Genomic DNA, 21371 nt, shown 5'->3' with positions numbered 1-21371 from the left:
ATAGGGCGATGTTGCCGGCAGCGCGGAACAAATTGTTTCAACCTGTTAGGCGGATTGATGGAGCGGCATGCGGACCTGCGCCATTTGACCTATTGGTCCGGGTGTGTGCCGGCGGTAGTTTGGTGCAAGACCATTGGATGAAAAGGAAGAACCGATTGCCTGCCGTAATCATAGCCCAGGAGACGCCGCGCCAAGCTGACGTCCTGCGTCTCCTGGAACTCTCCGACGCCTACGCCGCCTCGCTCTATCCCGCCGAGAGCAATCACATGGTCGATCTGTCGAGCCTGGAAAAGCCGGAGGTATCGTTCTTCGTTGCAAGGCGTGACGGCGATATCGTCGGCTGCTGCGCCCTGGTGGATGCCGGTGATGGGACGGCGGAGATCAAGCGCATGTTCGTCGATCCCGAGGCGAGGGGGCTAAGGGTCGGCAAATTGCTGCTGCAGGCGCTGGAGGCGCGCGCAGCGCAAGTTGGGTTATCGGCAATCCGTCTTGAAACCGGCATCTATCAGCCGGAAGCGATCGGTCTTTACAAGGCGGCCGGCTATATCGAACGCCCGCCGTTCGGTGAATATCAGCCGGATCCGCTCAGCCTCTTCATGGAAAAATCCGTTCGCGCGGCGGCATGAGGTCAGGCTGCCATCAAGCCCGGTAAACGAAAACGGCGGCCGTTGGGGCCGCCGTTTTGATTTGGACTGTTGTAATCCGAAAGGCCGGCTCAGATGTCCAGGTTGTCCGCAAAGACGGCGCGTTCCTGGATGAAGCGGAAGCGCGCATCCGCCTTCGTGCCCATCAGGTTGTCGACCGCCTCGCGCGTGCCCTCGAAATCGACATCGTCGATCTCGACTTTCAGCAGCGTGCGGAACTTCGGATCCATCGTCGTTTCCTTGAGCTGCGCCGGCAGCATCTCGCCGAGGCCCTTGAAGCGGCCGATCTCGACCTTGCCGCGACCGGCAAACTCGGTGCGCATCAGTTCTTCGCGGTGTGCGTCGTCGCGGGCATAGAGCGTCCTTGCGCCCTGGCTGATGCGATAGAGCGGCGGCACGGCGAGATAGAGGTGACCGCCGCGGATCAGCTCGGGCATCTCCTGATAGAAGAAGGTGATCAGCAGCGAGGCGATATGCGCGCCGTCGACGTCGGCGTCGGTCATGACGACGATGCGCTCATAGCGCAGGTCCTCTTCGCGGTACTTGCTGCGGGTGCCGCAACCAAGCGCCTGGATGAGGTCGGCGATCTGCTGGTTGGCGCCGAGTTTTTCGCGACCGGCGCTTGCGACGTTCAGGATCTTGCCGCGCAAGGGCAGGATTGCCTGGTTGGCGCGGTTGCGCGCCTGCTTCGCCGAACCGCCTGCCGAGTCCCCTTCGACGATGAAGAGTTCGGCGCCTTCGGCGGTGTTCTGCGAGCAGTCGGCAAGTTTGCCGGGCAGGCGCAGCTTGCGCACCGCGGTCTTGCGGTTGACTTCCTTTTCCTTGCGCCGGCGCACGCGCTCCTCGGCGCGTTCGACCACCCAGTCGAGCAGTTTGTCGGCCTCGGCCGGATTGTCGGTCAGGTAGTGGTCGAAGGGATCGCGCAGCGCATTTTCGACGATGCGTTGCGCCTCGACGGTGGCGAGCTTGTCCTTGGTCTGGCCGACGAACTCCGGTTCGCGGATGAACACCGACAGCATGCCGGCGGCCGAGATCATCACGTCATCGGTGGTGATGAGCGCCGCGCGCTTGTTCTGCTTCAGCTCCGCGTAGTTCTTCAGGCCTTTGGTCAGCGCGATGCGGAACCCTGCCTCGTGCGTACCGCCTTCAGGCGTCGGAATGGTGTTGCAGTAGGAATGAACCTGCTGGTCGCCGCCATACCAGGTGACCGCCCATTCGAGCGAGCCGTGACCGTTGGCTTTTTCCGACTTGCCGGCGAAGATCTCGCGGGTGACGGTGAATTCCTTGCCGAGCGTCGCCGCCAGGTAATCCTTCAGGCCGCCGGGGAAGTGGAAGACCGCCTTGTCCGGGATCTCCGAGCCTTCCTGCAGCAATGACGGATCGCACGACCAGCGGATCTCGACGCCACCGAAGAGGTAGGCTTTCGAGCGAGCCATGCGGAAAAGCCGGCCGGGCTCGAAATGCGCGTGCGGTCCGAAAATGTCCGGGTCCGGATGGAAGCGGACGCGCGTGCCGCGGCGATTGTGCACGTCGCCGAGTTCCTCGAGCCCGCCCTGCGGAATGCCGCGGGAGAAGCGCTGGCGGTAGAGCTTGCGATTGCGGGCGACCTCGACTTCGAGCGCGTCGGAAAGCGCGTTGACGACGGAAACGCCGACGCCGTGCAGACCGCCCGAGGTCTCATAGGCCTTGCCGTCGAACTTGCCGCCGGCATGGAGCACCGTCATGACGACTTCGAGCGTCGACTTGCCGGGGAATTTCGGATGGTTTTCGACCGGGATGCCGCGGCCGTTGTCGGTGACCGTCAGGAACCCCTCGGCGTCGAGATGGACCTCGATGAAGTTCGCATGGCCGGCGACCGCTTCGTCCATCGAGTTGTCGATGACTTCGGCAAAGAGATGGTGCAGCGCCTTCTCGTCGGTGCCGCCGATATACATGCCCGGACGACGGCGGACGGGCTCAAGGCCCTCGAGCACCTCGATCGCCGACGCATCGTAATCGCTGCCGTCGCTGCCCTTCGGGGCAGGGCGCGGTTCTTCGCGCGCGATGGGGGCTGCAGCCACGGCCGGCTTGGCGCTCGGCTGAACGGGCTTCGGTTGCTCGGGCATTGAGAAGAGGTCGCTGTTGTCGTCCATGGGGCCGTTCGGATCGTTCCTGTCGTTCGGGAATGCCAGAGGCCTTAGCAAGCCCCAGGCTTTGCCGCCATCCCCCGGCGGTCGAATCACCTGAATTCTGCCAGACTCCCACAGGATACGCGAACAAAAGGAGAATTTCTGGCGCCGGCCGCCGGTGATTTATCGCACGAACGGCCGTGTTTCTGGCCAAGTGTTGCTTTGCGGTGCGGCCAATGGCAAGGCTTGCGGCCAAAGAGGGAGCCCGTCATTTGGCCGTGTCCACAGTTGTTTTTCCGTTTCGCGCCTGCCTGTTCGCCGTGGCCCTGGCAATTGCCGCTTCGCCGGCAGAGGCTCAGACGCTCAAGCCCTACAAGGACGAACTGTTCTCCTATGCCAAAGTGCTCGGCCAGGAGGATGGCGGCGACGACCTGACAGTCGATTACCAGGAACTGCGGGACATCAACGAGCGCGACGAAATCCCGGAGCGCCGGGTGAAGCGCGCCTATGTGTCGCTTGGCGTCAAGAGCGAGCAGGTCAACGAAACGCTCGATATCGGCGGCCGCGGGCTGGACGTGACCCGTGTCGGCCCCGATCGCGGCGCCGGGTTTTCGGTCATCTTCATCCACGGGCGCGGCGGCGACCGCCGGCTGGGTGCCAATGACTTTTCCTTCGGAGGAAACTTCAATCGGCTGAAGAACCTCGCCGTTGCCAATGGCGGCGTGTATTACGCCCCGAGCGTCCGGTCCTTCGATACGGCAGGGGCCGCCGATATCGCCGGCCTGGTGCTATACGCGTCCGAACGCTCCGGCGGCCGTCCGGTGGTGCTCGCCTGCGCCTCGATGGGAAGTTTCATCTGCTGGGGTGTCTCGCGCGACGCCTCCGCCGTCGCAGCACTCGCCGGTATGATCGTGATGGGCGGCGTCAGTGATCCGGACTTCACGAAAAGCGCTGCCTACAAGGCGAAGCTGCCAATGTTCTTCAGCCATGGCAGCCGCGACAGCGTCTATCCGGCCGAAGGCCAGAAGGCGCTCTATCGCGCGCTCAAGGCCAAGGGTTACCCGACGCGCTTCGTGCTTTTCGATAGCGGCTCGCACGGTACGCCGGTGCGCATGACCGACTGGCGCGATGCGCTGAACTGGATCGGCAGCCGTTAGGCGTCGCCCGGCTGCTGCGGATTTGTTAACCAGCCCGCCAATTTGCGAGCGAAGCAGGGCCCCGCGTTTCCACTCTGGAAAGTTGAAGTCGTGATGATACCGGCAACTATGGCTGGGATAGACTTCATGGACGCGCGCACCGAGACACGGCACATTCCGCTGTGTGTGGATCTTGACGGCACCTTGCTGGCCGCCGACACCCTGTGGGAAGGGGCAGCGATCATCCTGCTGCGCAATCCGCTGATGCTGTTTCCGATGCTATTCTGGCTGGCAAAAGGCAAGGCACGGCTGAAGCACGAAGTGGCGCTTAGATCCGGCCGCCGGGCGGAAGACTGGCCCTATCGGCAGGCCGTCATCGACCGGCTCGCGGAGGAAAAGAAGAGCGGGCGCGAACTCGTGCTTGTGACCGGCGCGGCACCGTCCGTGGCAAGCGACATCGCCGCCCATGTCGGCATGTTCTCCTCGGTCATGCATTCGACCGACGCGCTCAACCTGACGAGCAGCAACAAGCGCCGGGCGCTGGTCGAGCGGTTCGGCGATGGCGCCTTCGACTACATGGGCAACAGCCGTGACGATATCGCCGTCTTCGAAGTGGCGCGCCGCGCGATCGTAGTCTCGCCCGATGCGGCGGCGGAAAAATGGCGTCGCAACCATGATGCCGAGCGGCTCGATACCGGCAAGGTCAGCGCGCTTGCGCCTCTGAAGTCGATCCGCGTGCATCAATGGGCGAAGAACGTGCTCATCGGCGTGCCGATGATCCTCAACCACGAGGTGCTGCACTTCGATGCGATTGTCAGCGTCATCATCGCCTTCTTCGCCTTCAGCTTCCTTGCTTCCGCCGTCTACGTCATCAACGATCTCTCGGACCTTGCCAACGATCGCCGCCACGCAAAGAAGCGCTACCGGCCGCTCGCGAGCGGCCAGATGTCGGTGCCGACGGCGCTGGTGCTTGCCGGCTGCCTCATCGTCGCGTCGGTGGCGCTGACCCTTCTGTTGCCCTGGAAGTTTGCCGGGGTGCTCGCCTTCTACGCCTGCGCGACGACGGCCTATACCTTCGTGCTGAAGCGCAAGCTGCTCGTCGACGTCTTCACGCTCGCCGGCCTCTACACCACGCGCATCGTCGCCGGTGCGGCCGCGACCGGCACCGAACTCTCCTTCTGGCTGGTCTCCTTTGCGATCTTCTTCTTCCTCAGCCTCGCGCTGGTGAAGCGTTACGTCGAATTGCACGAGTTCGAGGACAAGGACGGCGGCAATGTGCCGGGACGTGGCTATCTGGCCGTTGATTTCGAGATGGTCGGTCAGGCCGGCGTTGCCTCGGCCTTCACCTCGGCCCTGGTTCTGGCGCTCTACGTGCACAGCAAGGAGCTGCAGGAGATGTATACCACGCCCTGGGCGTTGTGGCCGCTCTGCCCGTTGGTGCTCTACATGTTGCTGCGCATCTGGATGCTTGCGCGCCGCGGCATGCTGCATGAGGATCCGGTCGTTTTCATCATGCGCGACTGGCGCAGCCAACTGACCATGCTGATCGGCGCGCTGCTGATCCTATTTGGAGCCATCGGGCCGCAATGACCCTGCAAGACCATGAAAGCTGGGGCCGCATCGACAATCGCGTGCGGCCTGGAATTTCGCCTGACGACTATGAAGACCGGCTCGGCAGCCTTGGGTCAGAAGGCTATCTGCCTTTCGGCAACGGACGCAGCTACGGCGACAGCTGCCACAACGATCGCGGGACGCTGATCGAAAGCAACCTTCACGGCCGAATACTCGCCTTCGATCCCGGCACCGGCTTGATGACCTGCGAGGCCGGCGTGACGTTGCGCCAGGTGCTGGAACGGGCGATCGAACATCGCTTCTTCCTGCCGGTGACGCCCGGCACGGCCTTTGTGACCGTCGGTGGCGCAGTCGCCAACGACGTACACGGCAAGAACCATCACGCACGCGGCACCTTCGGCAATCACGTGACGCGTTTTACGCTGCTGCGCTCGACCGGCGAACGGCTGACCTGCTCGTCGGTCGAAAACCCGGAACTCTTCGCCGCGACCATCGGCGGCATGGGGCTGACCGGACTGATCCTGACCGTCGATATCCGGCTGATGAAGGTGCCGTCGCCGCACGTGCAGCAGCACGCGATCCGCTTCGAAAACCTGGACCGGTACTTTGCCCTCGTCGACGGCGTTGATGCCGAGCATGAATACTCCGTCGCCTGGATCGACCAGCTCGCCAGGGGATCTCGTATGGGCAGGGGGGTGCTGCTTGCCGGCGATCATGCCGATGGTTCCTGCGAACTGCCCGACATCCCCAAGGGGTTGAAGCTGTCGGTGCCGTTTTCGCCGCCGTTCAACCTGCTCAACCGGGCAACGCTCAAAGGCTTCAACGAGTATTATTTCCGCAAGGTGAAGCCGGGCGAGACTGTGACGACCGTTCCCTGGACGTCCTATTTCTATCCGCTGGATGCGATCGGCGCCTGGAACCGGCTCTACGGTCCGCGCGGGCTTTACCAGCATCAGAGCGTCTATCCCGCAGAAAACGCGCCCGAGATCACGGCCAAGCTCATGGAAACCGCCCGTCAGGCCGGCCATGCGTCGTTTCTGACGATCCTGAAGCGGTTCGGCGATATCAGCTCCCGGGGCGTCCTGTCCTTCCCGCGTCCCGGTTTTACTTTGACGCTGGACTTCGCCAATCAAGGTGAACGGACAGTAAAGCTGCTCGATGCGCTCGATCGCATCGTGATCGAGGCAGGCGGTGCGATCAATCCGTACAAGGATGCTCGTATGAGTCCGCAAGTCTTTGAAAAGTCTTTTCCTTTCTGGAGGAGGCTCGAAACGTCGCGCGATCCGGCGCTGGTTTCGAACTTCTGGAAGCGCACCGCTCTGGCTTTGCCAGAATGAGAATGCAGGCAATTTTATTCAATTAAATGCGCAAACTTCACGGAATATCCGTCTCTTGCCCGTAAGTAGATTTTCGGGACTGGGAGTAAAACTATGAAATATATTCCATTCATTCTCTTTACCGTGCTCACCAACGCCGCCGCTCAGCTGATGCTGAAGCAGGGCATGATGACGCTCGGACCGATTTCGATGACGGCCGAAACCGCGATCGTCCGCTTGTTTCAGATCGTCTTCAACCCCTGGGTCTTTGCCGGTCTTGCGACCTTCGTCATCTCGATGGCGTCGCATCTCTACGTGCTGTCGAAGGTCGAGCTTTCCTTTGCCTATCCGTTTCTGAGCCTGGCTTACGTTCTCGTTGCGGTCTTCGCCTATTTCGTCTTTCGCGAAGACCTCAACACCTGGCGCATCGCCGGCATCGCGCTGATCTGCGCGGGAACCGTTCTTATCGCCCAGTCGGGCATTTCATCCCATGCCGAAGACAAGCCGACTGAGGCCGCCGGGGTGAGCACCGCAGAATTCGGGAGCAAGTCATGAAACATATCATCTTTGGTGGCGATGGCTTCGTTGGCCGTCATCTGGCGGAACGCCTCGTCAAGGAGGGCGAGGAGGTCGTCGTCGCCGATATCGTCAAGTCCGACCTGCCGCATTACGGCCGCGTGCGCTTTGTCCATTGCGACGTCACCGATCTGGAGGCCGTCCAAAAGGTCGGGATCGGCGCTGACGACATGATCTACAACATGGCGGCCAAGATGCTGTCGCCGTTGCAGGTCCGCGCCAAGCGCTGGGAGTTCTTCTGGCCCGTCAACTATTACGGTGCCGAAAACATCATGAAGGCGATGGATGCCGCGGGCGCGTCGCGCCTGGTGCAGTTCACCACCGACATGATCTATGGCCACACCGTACAGTCGCCACAAACCGAGACCCATCCGGCAAAGCCGCTCGGCGAATACGGCAAGTCGAAATGGGCGACCGAACAGCTGGCCATGCAGTGGCGCAAGCAGAGCATGAACATTTCGATCTTCCGCCCGCGCCTGATCATCGGACCCGGCCGCCTCGGCATCCTGGAGAAACTGTTCAAGCTGATCGACCTGAACCTGCCGGTGCCGATGATCGGCTCGGGCAAGGTGCCCTACCAGTTCATCTCGGTGTTCGATTGCGCCGAAGCCGCGCGGCTTGCCTGGAAGGGCGGCGTTCCAAACGAAGCCTACAACCTCGGTTCCGACAATCCGCCGTCGGTGCGCGAACTGCTCGGCAACCTGGTCAAGCATGCCGGCTCAAAGTCCATTCTGCTGCCGACGCCCGCCTTCGCGGTCAAGCAGACGCTGGCCTTCTTCGACCTGATCAACAAGCCGATCATGGATCCGGAACAGTATCTGATCGCCGACGAGATGTGCGTGCGCGAGACCGGCAAGCTCAAGCGCGAGCTTGGCTGGCGCGCGGAATACAACGATGGCGACATGCTGATAGCCGCCTATGACGAATATCGAGCCAAGAAGACAGGCGCCGTTTCGGCCGCTTCCGTCGTCGTGCCGGCCGAATGAGGGGAGACACCATGCTGGACAGACCGAACCGTATCGCCGTTGCCGCTCCGTCACTCGACGGCGGCGTTGCCAAGCCGGAACTGATCACCGTCGAACAGGCGAAGGCCATGTCGATCGGCGACATCACCACGGCCTTCAAGGATCACCTGAACCCCGGCCAGCTGCATTTCATGAAGCTTCTCGGCTTTCACAAGGTGAAGATCGAGAGTGCCGAGGGCATGTTCTACACCGACCAGAACGGCCGCAAGATCCTCGATTTCTTCGGCGGCTTCGGCTCGCTCGCCTTCGGCCATAACCATCCGCGCATTCTCGACGCCCGCCAGAAGTTCCAGGACGAAAAGCGCCACGAGATCGCCATCGCCTTCATGTCGCAATATGCGGCAGCACTGGCGAAGAACATCGCGGCCTGCTCGCCGGGCGACCTCGACATGGTCTTCCTCGGCTCGTCCGGCTCGGAGGCGATGGAGGCCGCAGTCAAGCTCGCCGAACGTGCGGCCGGCCCGAAGCGGCCGAAGGTCGTCTATGCCGAGAATTCCTTCCACGGCAAGACCAAGGGCGTGCTCGCCATCACCGACGGCCAGCTCTACCGCGCCGACTTCAAGATCACCGACAACACGGTGCGCGTGCCCTTCGCCGACATCGACGCGGTCGAGAATGCCTTCAAGTCTGATCCGGAAATCGGTGTCATCGTTCTCGAAACGATCCAGGGCGGCGGCGGCATCATCCAGGCGCCGGCCGAATACTGGCAGAAACTGCGTGCGCTCTGCGACAAGTACGGTGTGCTCTGGGTCGCCGACGAAGTGCAGTGCGGCTATGGCCGCTCCGGCCGCTTCTATGCCTTCGAGCATTACGGCGTCGTTCCTGACGTGACGGCGCTCGCCAAGTCGCTCGGCGCCGGCAAGGCAGCCGTCGGCGCGATGATTGCCCGCCGCGACGTCTACATGAAGGCCTATGGCACCCCGAAGACGGCGATGATCCACGCGATGGCGACGTTTGGCGGCATGGGCGAGGCCTGCGTGACGGCCATCGAAGGCATCAACGTGCTTTACGACGAGCACCTGATCGATCGTGCTGCCGACAGCGGCGACTATCTGCTCGGTCGCCTGCAGGCACTGAAGGAGAAGTATCCGAAGATCATCAAGGACGTGCGCGGCAAGGGCCTGATGGTTGGCCTGGAGTTCCAGGACTTCAGCCAGACGCTGCCGATGGTGCTGCGTCCTGTCGTTTCGATGCTAGACGACAAGCTCAAGGGCTCGCTCTCCGGCTTCATCGGCGCGCTGCTCTTGCGGGACTACGACGTGCTGGTGGCCTTCACCGAATACAATCGCAACGTCATCCGGCTCGAACCGCCGCTGATCTGCGAGCGCGCCCATGTCGACCAGTTCATCGCAGCCCTCGACGACCTGCTCGGCCGCGGCATCGTGCGGATCGTCAAGGATTTCGTTGGAAGCCAGATCGGCTGATCGAGACGCCTATCGACTTGCAAGGGGCAGGGGCGTTCAGCGCCTCTGCCCTTTGATGTTCATGTCGAACTCAACGACGTTGGAATAGATCGGCGTGCCGACATCCATGCCATAGGGTGACCGGTGGATATTGCCGCGGATGTTGAAGGCGATCGAGCCGCGGTTCCAGTCAAGCAGCGTCACCGAGAAGCGCTCCTTGCGCGACATGCCGCGCGCCGTCAGCGTTCCCTCGACCGCGGCTGTATCCGGCCCGGTCTGTTTCACGGTCGTCGAATGGAAGGTGACTGTGCTGAAGTTGGCGGTGTCGAAGACGGCACTCGACTTCAGGAAGTCCTCAATCCGCTTTTCTCCGGTTTTCACGCTCTCGGGGTAAAGCGTGAACTCGACCGTCGAGTGGCCGACATCATTTCGGTCGATGCGGAAATTGCCGGAAAACTTGGCGAAATCGCCGACAATGCCGCCGCCACCGGCTTGCGCCACGGTGAAATGAATACGCGAAGCCGGCGTGATGCCGTAGTTGCCTGCAGCATCGGCAAGGTCCGGTGCGGCTGCAGCAGCGGGCGACGGAATGCTCCCGAACGCCAGCAGCAGCGTGAGGGAAATGGCCTTTGTTGGTGATTGCGAGTGCGATGTCATGGTTTCTTCCTTCCGGCGATAACCGGATCCGAACCAGCCGCTTGGGAGGAAGCGCGTTGGCGTGAGCCGGTCTGAAGCATGCGGACGAGGACGTCGTCGCGGCGAGCGAAGTGGTGGTAGAGGGCGGCCAGAACATGAAGCGCGACGAAGCAGAAGAGCAGATAGGCAAGCGTCATGTGGACGAGCGTCCATAGGTCTTCAGCCGCTTCCGATTTCGCCATCGGCAGATGGGGGATGACGATCCAGTTGAAATAGAAGCTCGGTATGTTCAGCGTCGATGTCGAGGCCACCGCCCAGCCGGCAAGCGGAACCGCAAGCGCGAGCATCATGAGCACGACATGGGTGGCGCTGGCCGCTCGGTGCTCAAGCGCGCTGAGGCCTGCCGGCGGACGCGGCCGAACCTCGACGAGGTGCCACAGGGCTCGGATCGTCGCCAGCCCGAGTGCGGAGAAGCCGAGCGACTTGTGCCACTGATAGAGCGAAAACTGCAGCGCCGGATCGACGGGCATTCGCCGCATGACGAAGCCGAGGCCGAGCAGGGTAAGGATCAACGCCGCAATCGCCCAGTGAAGGACGATGGTGATCCACCCAAATCCGGTTTTGTCGTTGCGCAGCATGTCCGACCCCATGGTCGTTCGCCCGGCCAGGATCGGCTCGGCGACTGCGGTAAGACTCACGAACTCGCGCTTTTATTCGCCTAGAATACCATAAAATTGCACTGAGATCTTGTTGATCTCGGCAAGCTATGGTCCATTTGCTCGTGGAGGGGACACGGAGGGGTTGTTCCCGGGAGCATGTGGACTGGCGTACATGACAAAGAAGAAAACCACACCAATGAGCCCGCACGAGCGGGAAGCCTATGAACACGGCCGCACGGGCATCCGGCTTGGAACCGAAGGCAACTATGGCGAAGCGGTCGACGCTTGGCGTCTGGCATCGAACGTCGCCGATGTGCATCTTGCGCTCACGGATATGTATTATTGGGTCAAGAGTGGCTACGGCGCCGCCCTTTGCGATGCCGGGCGCCATCGCGAGTGCATTGCCGTCTCCCTGCTCGCCCGTGAGTGGACGCTTGCGCGGCGCCAGCCGCTCTCGTCGCTTTCGATCGCGCGCGCTTATCTGGCGCTCGGCGACGGCGAGGCGGCGGCACCCTATCTCCGCGAGGTTCACGCCCTGATCGGCGATGCGATCTTCGAGCAGTTCGACGAGGATGCGGAAGCCGACGTTCACGCGGCGATCGCCGGCTTGGAGAACGGCGGCAACCAGCCGACCGCCGGCCGTCCCAAGTAATGGCGCGCGGTTATCCTTGGTAATAGCGGTGCCGGAATCTGGCGGGATCTCGGCAATTCTGACGTTGGCGTTTTCTCGCCATGATTTCATTTTATCGGCCGATTGCCCCTTCAGCGGGTGATTCGAGGTCCGCCGTTCTGGTTCGGGCCCTTTTTTAACATTTTGATTTTTCTAAGGAGTTTCCCATGAGTGAAACCGTATTGCCGTCTGATGCCGAAATTACCCTTCGGCGCATCTCAGCCCTGACCGTCTGCGACGTCTGCGAGCTCAGCGAAACGCTGAGCGAGGAACAGCGCAACATGGTGGCGGACAACGGCACCTCGATCGCCGAGGCGCATTTTTCCGAGAATGCCTGGTTCCGTGCGGTCTATGCCGATGAGACGCTGATTGGCTTCATCATGCTGCACGAAGGATCCGACTGGGATGACGGCATCGATTGCCCGGGTGTCTATCTCTGGCGCTTCATGATCGCCCGGCCGTTCCAGGGCAGGGGATATGGCAAGCAGGCGATCGCCCTTGTCGTGCGCGATCTGAAGGCGCGGGGTCTGCATGAGCTCTACACGAGCTACGGACAGGGCCCTGGCAGCCCCGAAGGCTTTTACCAAGGCCTGGGATTCAAGCCGACGGGCGAGCACTATGACGATGAACTCGAAGCGGTGCTGAAATTCTAAGCGCACCGGGGACACGGGAAAAAGAACTCCCGTGTCTCTCTCAGATGTTTAAGAGTGAAACATGAGTATTGATCTTCATGAGGCCAATCGCCTCTCCTGGAATGCCGCGACCGTGGCGCACAACAGTCACAAGGGCGACCAGGCCGCCTACTTCCGCGCCGGCGGCTCAACGCTTTATCCGGAAGAGATCGAGTTGCTCGGCGATATCGCCGGGCTCGACGTTCTCCATCTGCAATGCAATTCCGGCCAGGACAGCCTGAGCCTGGCACAGCGCGGTGCGAACGTGACCGGCGTCGATATCTCGGACGAGGCGATTGCCTTTGCCACGCGGCTTTCGACGGAAAGCGGCATCGCCGCCACCTTCGCGCGGTCCGACCTTTTCGGCTGGTTCGACGACGCCCGTGCGAGCGGTCGGCGTTTCGATCGCGTCTTTGCGTCCTATGGCACCATTTGCTGGCTGTCGGACCTCGGGATCTGGGCGCGCGGCATCGCCGATGTGCTGAAGCCCGGCGGGCGTTTCGCCTTCGTCGAATTCCATCCCTTTGCGATGGTCTTCGATCCGGGCTGGAAGCTGCACTACGACTACGCGCCCAAAGACCCGGTCGCGGAAGCGGGCGTCGGTGACTATGTCGCGGACTCGGGCGCAGGCCTTGCCCATGGAGGCTATCAGGAGGGCGTGGTGGGATTCACCAATCCGCACCCGTCCTTCGAGTTCAACTGGGGTATCGCCGATGTTGTGCAGGCACTGATCGACGCCGGGCTCCGGATGGAAGTCCTGAAGGAATACCCCTATGCCAACGGCTGGGTGGCGTTTGAAGGCATGCGCGACCTTGGCGGCGGGCGGATGGCGCCGCCTGCGGGCATGCCGAGCCTGCCGCTGATGTATGCGATTGTGGCCGCAAAGGCTGGGCCGGCGGCGGAAGATGACGCGAAGGCAAGGTGCCCTACGGCATGATGCCGGCGGCGCGCAGCGCTTGACGATCCGTTGCGGCGGGGCGGGGCAACCGGACCCGCCGCCCATGAATAATCGCCGGCGGTGCTTTTATTTGCCGGCTGCATTTGCTAGGCCGCTTCCGGAGAAAAGTACCCGGAGGAAATTGCATGACGCCCGATATCCGCCCGCTCGTCGCCGGCAACTGGAAGATGAACGGAACCCGCGCCTCGCTCGATCAGATCAAGGCGATGGCCGAAGGGGTCAAGGGCGAACTCTCCGCCAAGGTCGAAACGCTGATCTGCCCGCCGGCAACGCTGCTCTACGTGGCGACGGCGCTTTGCGACGACAGCCCGCTCCTGATCGGCGCGCAGGATTGCCATCAAAAGCAGTCAGGCGCCCACACTGGCGACCTTTCCGCCGAGATGATCGCCGATTGCTTCGGCACCCACGTCATTGTCGGCCATTCCGAGCGCCGCACCGACCACGCCGAAAGCGATGCACTGGTACGCGCAAAGACCGAAGCGGCGCATGCCGCCGAACTCGTCGCGATCGTCTGCATCGGCGAGACCGGTGACGAGCGCAAGGCGGGCAAGACGCTCGATGTTTTGAAGCGCCAGCTAGCCGAAAGCCTGCCGGATGCAGCAACCGCGGAAAACACCGTGATTGCCTACGAGCCCGTCTGGGCGATCGGCACCGGCCTGACGCCGACGGCCGCGGATGTCGAGGAAGCCCATGCCTTCATGCGCAAGGAGCTGGTCGCGCGCTTTGCCGACGCCGGCGCCAAGATGCGCATCCTCTATGGCGGCTCGGTCAAGCCGTCCAATGCGAAGGAATTGATGGGCGTCGCCAATGTCGACGGCGCACTGATCGGGGGCGCAAGCTTGAAAGCCGAAGACTTCCTCGCCATCTACCGGGCTTATGAAGAATTGACGGCCTGATCGCCTGGGTTACCGGGCAGGGGCTTTTAATGGCGCACGGCATGGTATAAAGAGGCGCGAAAATTGCGCCCGGCCATGCCGAGTTTGCGCAGGGTTTGATTCGTGTGCCCCAAGGGCAGGACTGGAAGCTGATGCAGACCGTACTACTCGTCATCTATCTCATGGTCGTCGTCGCCCTGATCGGCGTCGTACTCATTCAGCGTTCCGAAGGCGGTGGTCTCGGCATCGGCGGCGGCTCGGGCTTCATGTCCGCACGCGGCACAGCCAATGCGCTGACCCGCACCACGGCGATCCTTGCAGCGCTGTTCTTCGTCCTGGCGCTCGGCATGGGAATTCTCGCGCGTTACCAGCCGCAGGCGACCGACATCCTCGACCGTATCCCGGGCACCAGCTCGAACGGTGGTGGCGTTCTCAATTCGCTCGGTGGCGGCGCTCCGGCTCCCGCTGGCGGCGCGACTGGACAGCAGCCGGCAACCGGCAACCCCGCTCCGGCCGACAACGGCGTTCCGTCGACCGCCGCACCGGCAACGACGGGCGAAGCCCCGGCCGGCGGCGCAACGACTCCGGCGCCCGCCGCTGGCGCCAACAGCAATACGGGATCGCAAGTTCCCAGCGGCCAGTAAGGTCGCAATTCTGAAGAACCCGCCGGCGGATGTTTCATCCGCCGGTTTTGTTTTGTGTGAAATCTGCCTCCATCCCAAGACGAAAAGTTCTGGAATATGAATTTTTCGGTGGCGGAATCATTTGTGAAAAGGTATCCGGTGACTCCCATGGCGCGATATGTATTCATCACAGGCGGCGTGGTTTCCTCCCTCGGAAAAGGCATCGCTGCAGCGGCTCTCGGAGCACTGCTGCAGGCGCGTGGCTACCGGGTGAGACTGCGCAAGCTCGACCCCTATCTCAACGTTGACCCGGGCACCATGAGCCCGACCCAGCACGGTGAGGTTTTCGTAACCGACGATGGCGCGGAGACCGATCTCGATCTCGGCCACTATGAACGCTTCACGGGGCGTTCGGCGACGAAGACCGACAACATCACCACGGGTCGGATCTACAAGAACATCATCGACAAGGAACGTCGCGGCGACTATCTCGGCGCAACGGTTCAGGTGATCCCGCACGTTACCAACGAAATCAAGAACTTCGTCACCGAAGGCAACGACGACTACGATTTCGTCCTCTGCGAAATCGGCGGCACCGTCGGCGACATCGAGGCGATGCCGTTCATGGAGGCGATCCGCCAGCTCGGCAACGACCTGCCGCGCGGCACCGCTGTCTACGTCCACCTTACCCTGATGCCCTATATCCCGGCGGCCGGCGAACTGAAGACCAAGCCGACGCAGCATTCCGTCAAGGAACTGCAGGCCCTCGGCATCCATCCCGATATCCTGCTCGTTCGTGCGGACCGCGAAATTCCGGAAGCCGAGCGTCGCAAGCTTTCGCTGTTCTGCAACGTCCGCCAGTCGGCCGTCATCCAGGCGCTCGACGTTGCCTCGATCTACGACGTTCCGATCGCCTACCACAAGGAAGGCCTCGACAACGAAGTGTTGGCAGCCTTCGGCATCGAGCCGGCGCCGAAGCCGCGCATGGACGCCTGGGAACGGGTTGCCGATCGCATCCGCACGCCGGAAGGCGAAGTCACGATCGCAATCGTCGGCAAGTACACCGGTCTCAAGGATGCCTACAAGTCGCTGATCGAAGCGCTTTATCACGGTGGCATCGCCAACCGGGTGAAGGTCAAGCTCGAGTGGATCGAGTCGGAAGTCTTCGAAAAGGAAGATGCGGCTCCTTACCTTGAAAAGGTGCACGGCATCCTCGTTCCCGGCGGTTTCGGCGAGCGTGGCTCCGAGGGCAAGATCAACGCGGCGCGCTTTGCCCGCGAGCGCAAGGTGCCCTATTTCGGCATCTGCTTCGGCATGCAGATGGCGGTCGTCGAGGCGGCCCGCAATCTCGCCGGCATCGAGAAGGCATCCTCCACCGAGTTCGGCCCGACCAAGGAGCCGGTCGTCGGCCTGATGACGGAATGGGTCAAGGGCAACGAGCTCGAGAAGCGTTCGGCCTCCGGCGACCTCGGCGGCACGATGCGCCTCGGCGCTTACCGCGCAGCGCTCAAGGCCGACACCAAGATTGCCGAGATTTACGGTTCGACCGAGATTTTCGAGCGTCACCGTCACCGTTACGAAGTCAACGTCGACTACAAGGATCGCCTCGAGTCCTGCGGCCTAGTCTTCTCGGGCATGTCGCCGGACGGCATCCTGCCGGAGACGGTCGAGTACCCGGATCATCCGTGGTTCATCGGCGTCCAGTACCATCCGGAACTGAAGTCGCGTCCGCTCGATCCGCATCCGCTGTTTGCAAGCTTCATCGAAGCGGCGCTCGAACAGTCCCGGCTCGTCTGAGGCGCACAGGAAAGACAAACGAAAAAGGCCGGTCGCAAGACCGGCCTTTTTTGTATTTTCCGTCGAGGCGTGACTCACGGTCCGCGAAATCAGCCGCGCGTCAGCGTTAAAGCGATAAACGGTATGCTCGATGCGCTGCTGACGCGACCCGTGCCGTTGGATGTCCGCGCTGGTGATCGCCGGCACGAGGGATGTGGTCGATCCGGAGCCAGTGCTTCGCCGTGAGCATCTGGCGGGCTTCTGCCTCAGGTGCGTTTCGTCGCGTTCGAGGGCGTCGGCCATTTCTCGCCGATCGAAACACCGGCCGAGGTCGCCGCAGCAATCGTGACCTTCCTGGCGATGCTCGACCTCTAGGCGGATCGGAGGCGCCGTCGGACAAGATGGCGCCTCCGATCCCAACGGACCGAGTGATGCGAAATCGATGCCTGTCAGCGCGCCTCCGCCGGGCGGCGCCATTGGGGCACGCGGCCGATGGTGATGAAGCGCAGGATCCACTCGAGCGGCCCATAGGCGAAGCGGGCCATCCACCAGCGGCTGATGACGAGCTGGGCGACAAAGATCGCAAGCGCGATCAGCATGGTTGCCAGCGGCGAAACCTGGCCGATGAGAGCAAGGCCGTAGCCATGAAAGATCAGGGCCATGAGCAAGGACTGCATCAGGTAGTTGGAAAGGGCCATGCGGCCAGCAGGCGCCAGCAGGTTGCGCAGCTCGTGGCCGGCTTTGGATCCGAAGAGCAACATCATGCCGCCGACATAGGCGCCGGTGAGAAGCGGGCCGGTGGCGAGGCCGATCGAAAGTGCGATGACCGCGATCGGCGATTCGGGCATCTCGACGCTGACATAGGCATAGATGACGGCGCCAGGCAGGCCGACCCAGAGGCCGGTGCGAACGAGGCGCTGGAACAATGCCGTGTTCGCCTCCGGCCGCGCCAGGGTCTTGCGACGTCCGGCGATCAGGCCGAGCAGGAACATCGCCAGCGCGCACGGCGCTTGCAGCAGGACCAGGATGATCCAGACCGAGTTGAGTTCCGTCAGGTGCTGACCGATGATGGCCTGCCAGTCGCCGCGGAAAGCAAGCTCGGCCGCCTCCGCAGCGGAGAGAATGGCGGACCGATCGAGCGGCACCGGATCCAGCGTGATGAGGATGCCGAGTGCGCCCCAGACCAGTGCAAGGAGAAGGACCAGCCATTTGGCTAGCCGGAAGAGGGCTGCATCGCCGCAGTTTCTGAGCATCAGCAGGGCGATGCCAAGCACAGCGTAGGTGGTGAGAATATCGCCATGGAAAAGCAGAACCGCATGGGCAAGCCCGATTAGCCAGAGGCCCATCTGTCGGCGCAAAAGCCTGGGCACAAGGGCCTCGCCGGATTTTTCCGCCGAGCGCATTTGCAGGGTGAAGCTGTAGCCGAACAGGAACGAGAAGAGCAGGTAGAATTTCATCTCGAAGAACAGCGCGATCACGAAATGCACGCTGCGATCGAGGACGCCGCCGAAGGCTGGGTCGGCGATTTCCAATCCGTAGAAGGCAGAAGCGAAGGCCATGATGTTGACCAGGAGGATGCCGAGCAAGGCAAATCCGCGCAATGCGTCGACGTCGTCGATGCGGTCAGGGGTACTCATTCGTGTTCTCCGTAACGGGAGGCGCTGTAATTTTGCGCCGTAACCGATTGAAAAAGTTTGCTTTCAAGAGGCGGCGATCACGGGTTTGATCACCGCCGATCTCGGCGCGCGCGAGCATTCGTTCATCGGTGGCGCTCGCCGCATTTAATAAATAGACTAATCTATCTAATAATTGACGTGGGCATACGTCAAGGGGCCACGCGATGTTGCGGCGGCCTCGTTCATGATGCGTGAAGAGGGTGTTTAGCCTTTGTTGGGCGCGTTTTTCCGAAGCCAGGCAATCTGGCGACGGGCGCGCAGGCCGGCCGTCAGCGCTGCCCCGATCGAAATCGCAAGAAGCGCGATCCACAGCACTTCGCCATCGCCGAGCCAGAGGCCTTCAAAGGCCGAAACAACGGCGGCCAGCGTCATCGTCGCCATGCGGTGCTGTTTGGCCATCGGGCCGGAGAAGTCGCTCGGCGCGCCATTGGCACGGCCGAGTTCGCGCACATAGGCGGTCAACACGCCGAAGGTGGCCGCAGCAAAACCGAGAGCTGGCACGCCGATGGCAAAACCTGCGCCGACGAAGATGAGGATGTCGGCGATGCGGTCGGGAAACTCGTTCCAGAAAGGACCGTCTGCCTCGCCCTTGCCGCCCTCGACGGCGACCATGCCGTCGAAGAGGTTGCACAGCAGGCGCAACTGGCAAAAGAGGGCGGCAGTGATGAACAGGCTTGCCCTTACAACATCCTCGCTTTCGCCCGCGAGCCAGAAGGCAAGGCCGGCTAGGGCGGCCGCCAGCATGCTCGCCTGCGAGATCCGGTTCGGCGTGAGGTTCATCGATGCCAGGCGGCGTGCAACGGCCTGCGCCCAGCGGGTGTTGCGACTTGCGAGCGGCCTGCGGTCACCTGTCTCGGTCATGTTCGCCTCGGCTGATGGAATAGTTGTAGATGGCGGCGTAGGTGGTCGAAGCCGTAAGCGGCAGCGCGATCGTTTTCAGGATCTCGGGCGTGCCGCTGGCCGCGTGGATCGCGACAAGTACGGCCGAGGAACCAAGGCAGGCGATAAGTGGTGGCAGGACCAGGCGCAAGGCGCCGCTGAAATGCTTGGAGAGCGCGTCGATCACCGTCTTGAGATAGAGCGTCAGCAACGCCGACAGCGTCCCCTGGACGAGGCCGGCAACAAGCGGCTTCGGCATCGGGTGATGGCGGTTGGCGAAAAGCGCCCAGCCGCCCATGGCGAAAAAGGCGAAGGCCACATGAACGACGCCGCTTGATGCCAGCCCCTTCAGTTTGGCGCTCATGTCAGCGACCAACAGTAGCGGGTCAGATGGAAGAAAATCGGGGCGGAAAAGACGACGGAATCGAGCCGGTCGATGAGCCCGCCATGGCCTTCGATCAGATGGCCCCAGTCCTTCACGCCGCGATCCCGCTTGATTGCCGACATGACGAGGCCGCCGAAGAAGCCCATCAGGGTGATGATGAGTGACATCAGCGCCGCCTGCGCCGGCGTGAACGGGGTAATCCACCAGAGCGAGGCGCCGATCAGGGTTGCGCTCGCAACGCCGCCGACGAAGCCCTCGACCGTCTTCGACGGCGAAAGAGTGGGCGCGATCTTGGTTTTGCCGAAGAGCTTGCCCCAGACATATTGCAGCACATCGCTCGACTGAACGACGATGACGAGGAAGGCGATGAGGAGCACGTTGCGTCCCTCATAGCCCGGGATCTGCAGCGTGAGCAGCGCCGGCACGTGCGAGGCGCAGAAGACGCAGATCATCAGCGCCCATTGCACCTCGGAGATCCGGACCAGGAAGTCGCGGGTGTCGCCGCGAAGGACCGCGACGATCGGCATCAGCAGGAAGGCGTAGACCGGCACGAAGATCGAATAGATCCCGTATTGCTCGGCCCAGAGCAGCAAGTAGTTGATCGGCAGGACGACGAAGAAGGCGGCGGCGATCGCCCAGTGGTCGCCGCGGCGCGTGTTGATGAGCGTGATGAATTCGCGCAGCGCCGCAAACGAGCAGAAGGCAAAGAGCAGCAACACGCCGACCCGACCGGCAACGAAGGCGATCGCGATCAGGACCACCATCGCCCACCACGCCTTGATGCGGGCGTTGAGGTTCTCGATCGCGCCGTTCGACCCGTCAGGCGAAAGCTTCTGCTTGAGCACGTAGCCGACGCTCGACGCCAGCACGAGAATGCCGCCGACGCCGGAGAGCAGCTTGAGCATGTCCAGGCTGGCTGTGCTCATGCGCGGTCATCCGTCGATGACGGCGCGAGCGAAAGCAGCGCGGCTTCGGCACGGGCGATGAATTCTTCCTTCGTCTCCTGCGCCTTGAGGCGCATCGGTTGGCCGAAATTGACGGTGCAGATGAGCGGGATCGGCACGAACTCCCCCTTGGGCATGACGCGATTGAGATTGTTGATCCAGACGGGGACCAGCGCCACGTCCGGGCGCTTGCAAGCGAGGTGGAAGAGCCCGCTCTTGAACGGCAAAAGGCGTGCTTCGGTCTGGTTGCGCGTTCCTTCAGGAAAGAGAATGAGCGACGATCCGTCGTTGAGCACGGCCGCCATCTGCTCGACCGGGTCCTGCGTGCGCGCTTCCGGGTCGCGCTCGATCAGCACCGCGTCGAAGACGTCGCGGCCGATGAAGGTCGAAAGCTTCGATTTCAGCCAGTATTCGGCACCTGCGACCGGCCGCGCGCGTTCCCTGAGCCAGGGCGGCAAGACCGCCCATATCAGCACGAAATCGCCGTGGCTGGAGTGGTTGGCGAAATAGATGCTCTGCTTCGGCGGCAGGCCGGTCTCATGCCAGATGGCGCGCGCCGCCGTCAGCGCTCGCGCAAACATCATGATGGCGATGGAAGCCAGCTTGGCCATCATCTCGCGCATCATGTGAACGTGTGCCCGACTGGAAGCCGGGCCAGCGTCCCGATGCGCCGTTTGGCGTCCCTCGGCCATGCCCGGATGCGTTGCTTGTCCTGCAAGTCGATAATCAAATGCTGCCCCTCAGCCTGCTGCCCGGCATAACTCCCGGCTGCATTGGTGAATTTTACGCAATTGTGACGGCTTCTCAAGCGGTTGAAATCATAGGCAGCATGATAACGT

General features: G+C 62.3%; 22 protein-coding genes. 14 read left to right on the top strand and 8 right to left on the bottom strand.

The window, feature by feature from the left end; translation table 11 throughout:
- Positions 1-155: 155 nt before the first annotated feature.
- Complete coding sequence (locus tag JVX98_RS14695) at positions 156-626, top strand: GNAT family N-acetyltransferase (RefSeq protein ID WP_205239067.1); 471 nt, start codon at positions 156-158, stop codon at positions 624-626.
- Positions 627-715: 89 nt separating this feature from the next.
- Here the strand turns inward: JVX98_RS14695 and parE are convergent, their stop codons facing one another.
- Positions 716-2776, bottom strand: a complete 2061-nt coding sequence (gene parE, locus JVX98_RS14690) for a DNA topoisomerase IV subunit B (protein ID WP_043616536.1) — start codon at positions 2774-2776, stop codon at positions 716-718.
- Between the two features lie 212 nt (positions 2777-2988).
- Between parE and JVX98_RS14685 the strand changes: the two genes are divergently transcribed.
- The 6 genes from JVX98_RS14685 to JVX98_RS14660 all read left to right on the top strand — a co-directional run bounded on the left by JVX98_RS14685 (position 2989) and on the right by JVX98_RS14660 (position 9801).
- Entirely contained in the window at positions 2989-3909 is a 921-nt protein-coding gene (locus JVX98_RS14685) for an alpha/beta hydrolase (RefSeq protein ID WP_205239066.1), read from the top strand.
- A gap of 126 nt (positions 3910-4035) precedes the next feature.
- Positions 4036-5478 carry a UbiA family prenyltransferase gene (locus JVX98_RS14680; protein ID WP_192445981.1) on the top strand — a complete coding sequence of 481 codons (1443 nt, stop codon included), beginning with the start codon at positions 4036-4038 and terminating at the stop codon, positions 5476-5478.
- On the top strand, positions 5475-6797 hold the full coding sequence (locus tag JVX98_RS14675) for an FAD-binding oxidoreductase (protein WP_205239065.1): 1323 nt from the start codon (positions 5475-5477) through the stop codon (positions 6795-6797). Before JVX98_RS14680 ends, JVX98_RS14675 begins: the two co-directional genes overlap by 4 nt.
- Before the next feature lie 93 nt (positions 6798-6890).
- Positions 6891-7331: an EamA family transporter gene (locus JVX98_RS14670; protein WP_192445983.1), complete on the top strand. Its 441-nt coding sequence runs from the start codon at positions 6891-6893 to the stop codon at positions 7329-7331.
- Positions 7328-8338 carry an NAD(P)-dependent oxidoreductase gene (locus JVX98_RS14665; protein WP_205239064.1) on the top strand — a complete coding sequence of 337 codons (1011 nt, stop codon included), beginning with the start codon at positions 7328-7330 and terminating at the stop codon, positions 8336-8338. Before JVX98_RS14670 ends, JVX98_RS14665 begins: the two co-directional genes overlap by 4 nt.
- A 107-nt stretch (positions 8339-8445) precedes the next feature.
- A complete protein-coding gene (locus JVX98_RS14660) occupies positions 8446-9801 on the top strand; it encodes an aspartate aminotransferase family protein (RefSeq protein WP_371826565.1) in 1356 nt (451 codons plus the stop codon).
- A 36-nt stretch (positions 9802-9837) separates the two neighbouring features.
- Here the strand turns inward: JVX98_RS14660 and JVX98_RS14655 are convergent, their stop codons facing one another.
- A complete protein-coding gene (locus JVX98_RS14655) occupies positions 9838-10437 on the bottom strand; it encodes a YceI family protein (RefSeq protein ID WP_192445986.1) in 600 nt (199 codons plus the stop codon).
- Complete coding sequence (locus JVX98_RS14650) at positions 10434-11054, bottom strand: cytochrome b (protein ID WP_192447135.1); 621 nt, start codon at positions 11052-11054, stop codon at positions 10434-10436. The genes JVX98_RS14655 and JVX98_RS14650 overlap by 4 nt, the downstream gene beginning before the upstream one ends.
- Positions 11055-11247: 193 nt before the next feature.
- On the opposite strand from JVX98_RS14650, the gene JVX98_RS14645 reads away from it, so the two are divergent.
- From JVX98_RS14645 to JVX98_RS32700, 7 genes are all read left to right on the top strand, one after another.
- Positions 11248-11727, top strand: coding sequence for a hypothetical protein (locus JVX98_RS14645; RefSeq protein ID WP_205239062.1), 480 nt, complete (start codon positions 11248-11250; stop codon positions 11725-11727).
- 185 nt (positions 11728-11912) lie between these two features.
- On the top strand, positions 11913-12398 hold the full coding sequence (locus tag JVX98_RS14640) for an N-acetyltransferase (RefSeq protein WP_205239061.1): 486 nt from the start codon (positions 11913-11915) through the stop codon (positions 12396-12398).
- Between the two features lie 61 nt (positions 12399-12459).
- Positions 12460-13353, top strand: a complete 894-nt coding sequence (locus JVX98_RS14635) for a class I SAM-dependent methyltransferase (protein ID WP_205239060.1) — start codon at positions 12460-12462, stop codon at positions 13351-13353.
- Between the two features lie 146 nt (positions 13354-13499).
- Positions 13500-14270 carry a triose-phosphate isomerase gene (gene tpiA, locus JVX98_RS14630; RefSeq protein ID WP_192445990.1) on the top strand — a complete coding sequence of 257 codons (771 nt, stop codon included), beginning with the start codon at positions 13500-13502 and terminating at the stop codon, positions 14268-14270.
- A 131-nt stretch (positions 14271-14401) separates the two neighbouring features.
- Entirely contained in the window at positions 14402-14893 is a 492-nt protein-coding gene (secG, locus tag JVX98_RS14625) for a preprotein translocase subunit SecG (RefSeq protein WP_043617978.1), read from the top strand.
- Between the two features lie 138 nt (positions 14894-15031).
- Entirely contained in the window at positions 15032-16669 is a 1638-nt protein-coding gene (locus tag JVX98_RS14620; protein ID WP_305877765.1) for a CTP synthase, read from the top strand.
- A 249-nt stretch (positions 16670-16918) separates the two neighbouring features.
- Positions 16919-17023 (top strand): alpha/beta fold hydrolase, encoded by a 105-nt coding sequence (locus JVX98_RS32700; RefSeq protein ID WP_371826548.1) that lies wholly within the window; start codon positions 16919-16921, stop codon positions 17021-17023.
- Between the two features lie 74 nt (positions 17024-17097).
- Here JVX98_RS32700 and JVX98_RS14615 read toward each other — a convergent pair whose 3' ends face one another.
- The 5 genes from JVX98_RS14615 to JVX98_RS14595 form a co-directional block, all read right to left on the bottom strand.
- Entirely contained in the window at positions 17098-18285 is a 1188-nt protein-coding gene (locus JVX98_RS14615; protein ID WP_205239059.1) for a DUF418 domain-containing protein, read from the bottom strand.
- A gap of 243 nt (positions 18286-18528) precedes the next feature.
- Positions 18529-19185: a CDP-alcohol phosphatidyltransferase family protein gene (locus JVX98_RS14610; RefSeq protein WP_205239058.1), complete on the bottom strand. Its 657-nt coding sequence runs from the start codon at positions 19183-19185 to the stop codon at positions 18529-18531.
- Positions 19169-19567 carry a hypothetical protein gene (locus JVX98_RS14605; protein ID WP_205239057.1) on the bottom strand — a complete coding sequence of 133 codons (399 nt, stop codon included), beginning with the start codon at positions 19565-19567 and terminating at the stop codon, positions 19169-19171. The genes JVX98_RS14610 and JVX98_RS14605 overlap by 17 nt, the downstream gene beginning before the upstream one ends.
- Entirely contained in the window at positions 19564-20514 is a 951-nt protein-coding gene (locus tag JVX98_RS14600; protein ID WP_205239056.1) for a phosphatidate cytidylyltransferase, read from the bottom strand. The genes JVX98_RS14605 and JVX98_RS14600 overlap by 4 nt, the downstream gene beginning before the upstream one ends.
- The gene (locus JVX98_RS14595; protein ID WP_205239454.1) at positions 20511-21155 is read right to left on the bottom strand and encodes a lysophospholipid acyltransferase family protein; all 645 of its coding nucleotides are present in this window, start codon (positions 21153-21155) and stop codon (positions 20511-20513) included. The genes JVX98_RS14600 and JVX98_RS14595 overlap by 4 nt, the downstream gene beginning before the upstream one ends.
- Positions 21156-21371: the final 216 nt, after the last annotated feature.

The sequence above is a fragment of the Ensifer sp. PDNC004 genome, from assembly GCF_016919405.1.
GTDB lineage: Bacteria > Pseudomonadota > Alphaproteobacteria > Rhizobiales > Rhizobiaceae > Ensifer.
Note: the sequence above shows the minus strand (reverse complement) of the source record. Positions and strands in the feature narration are given on the sequence as shown.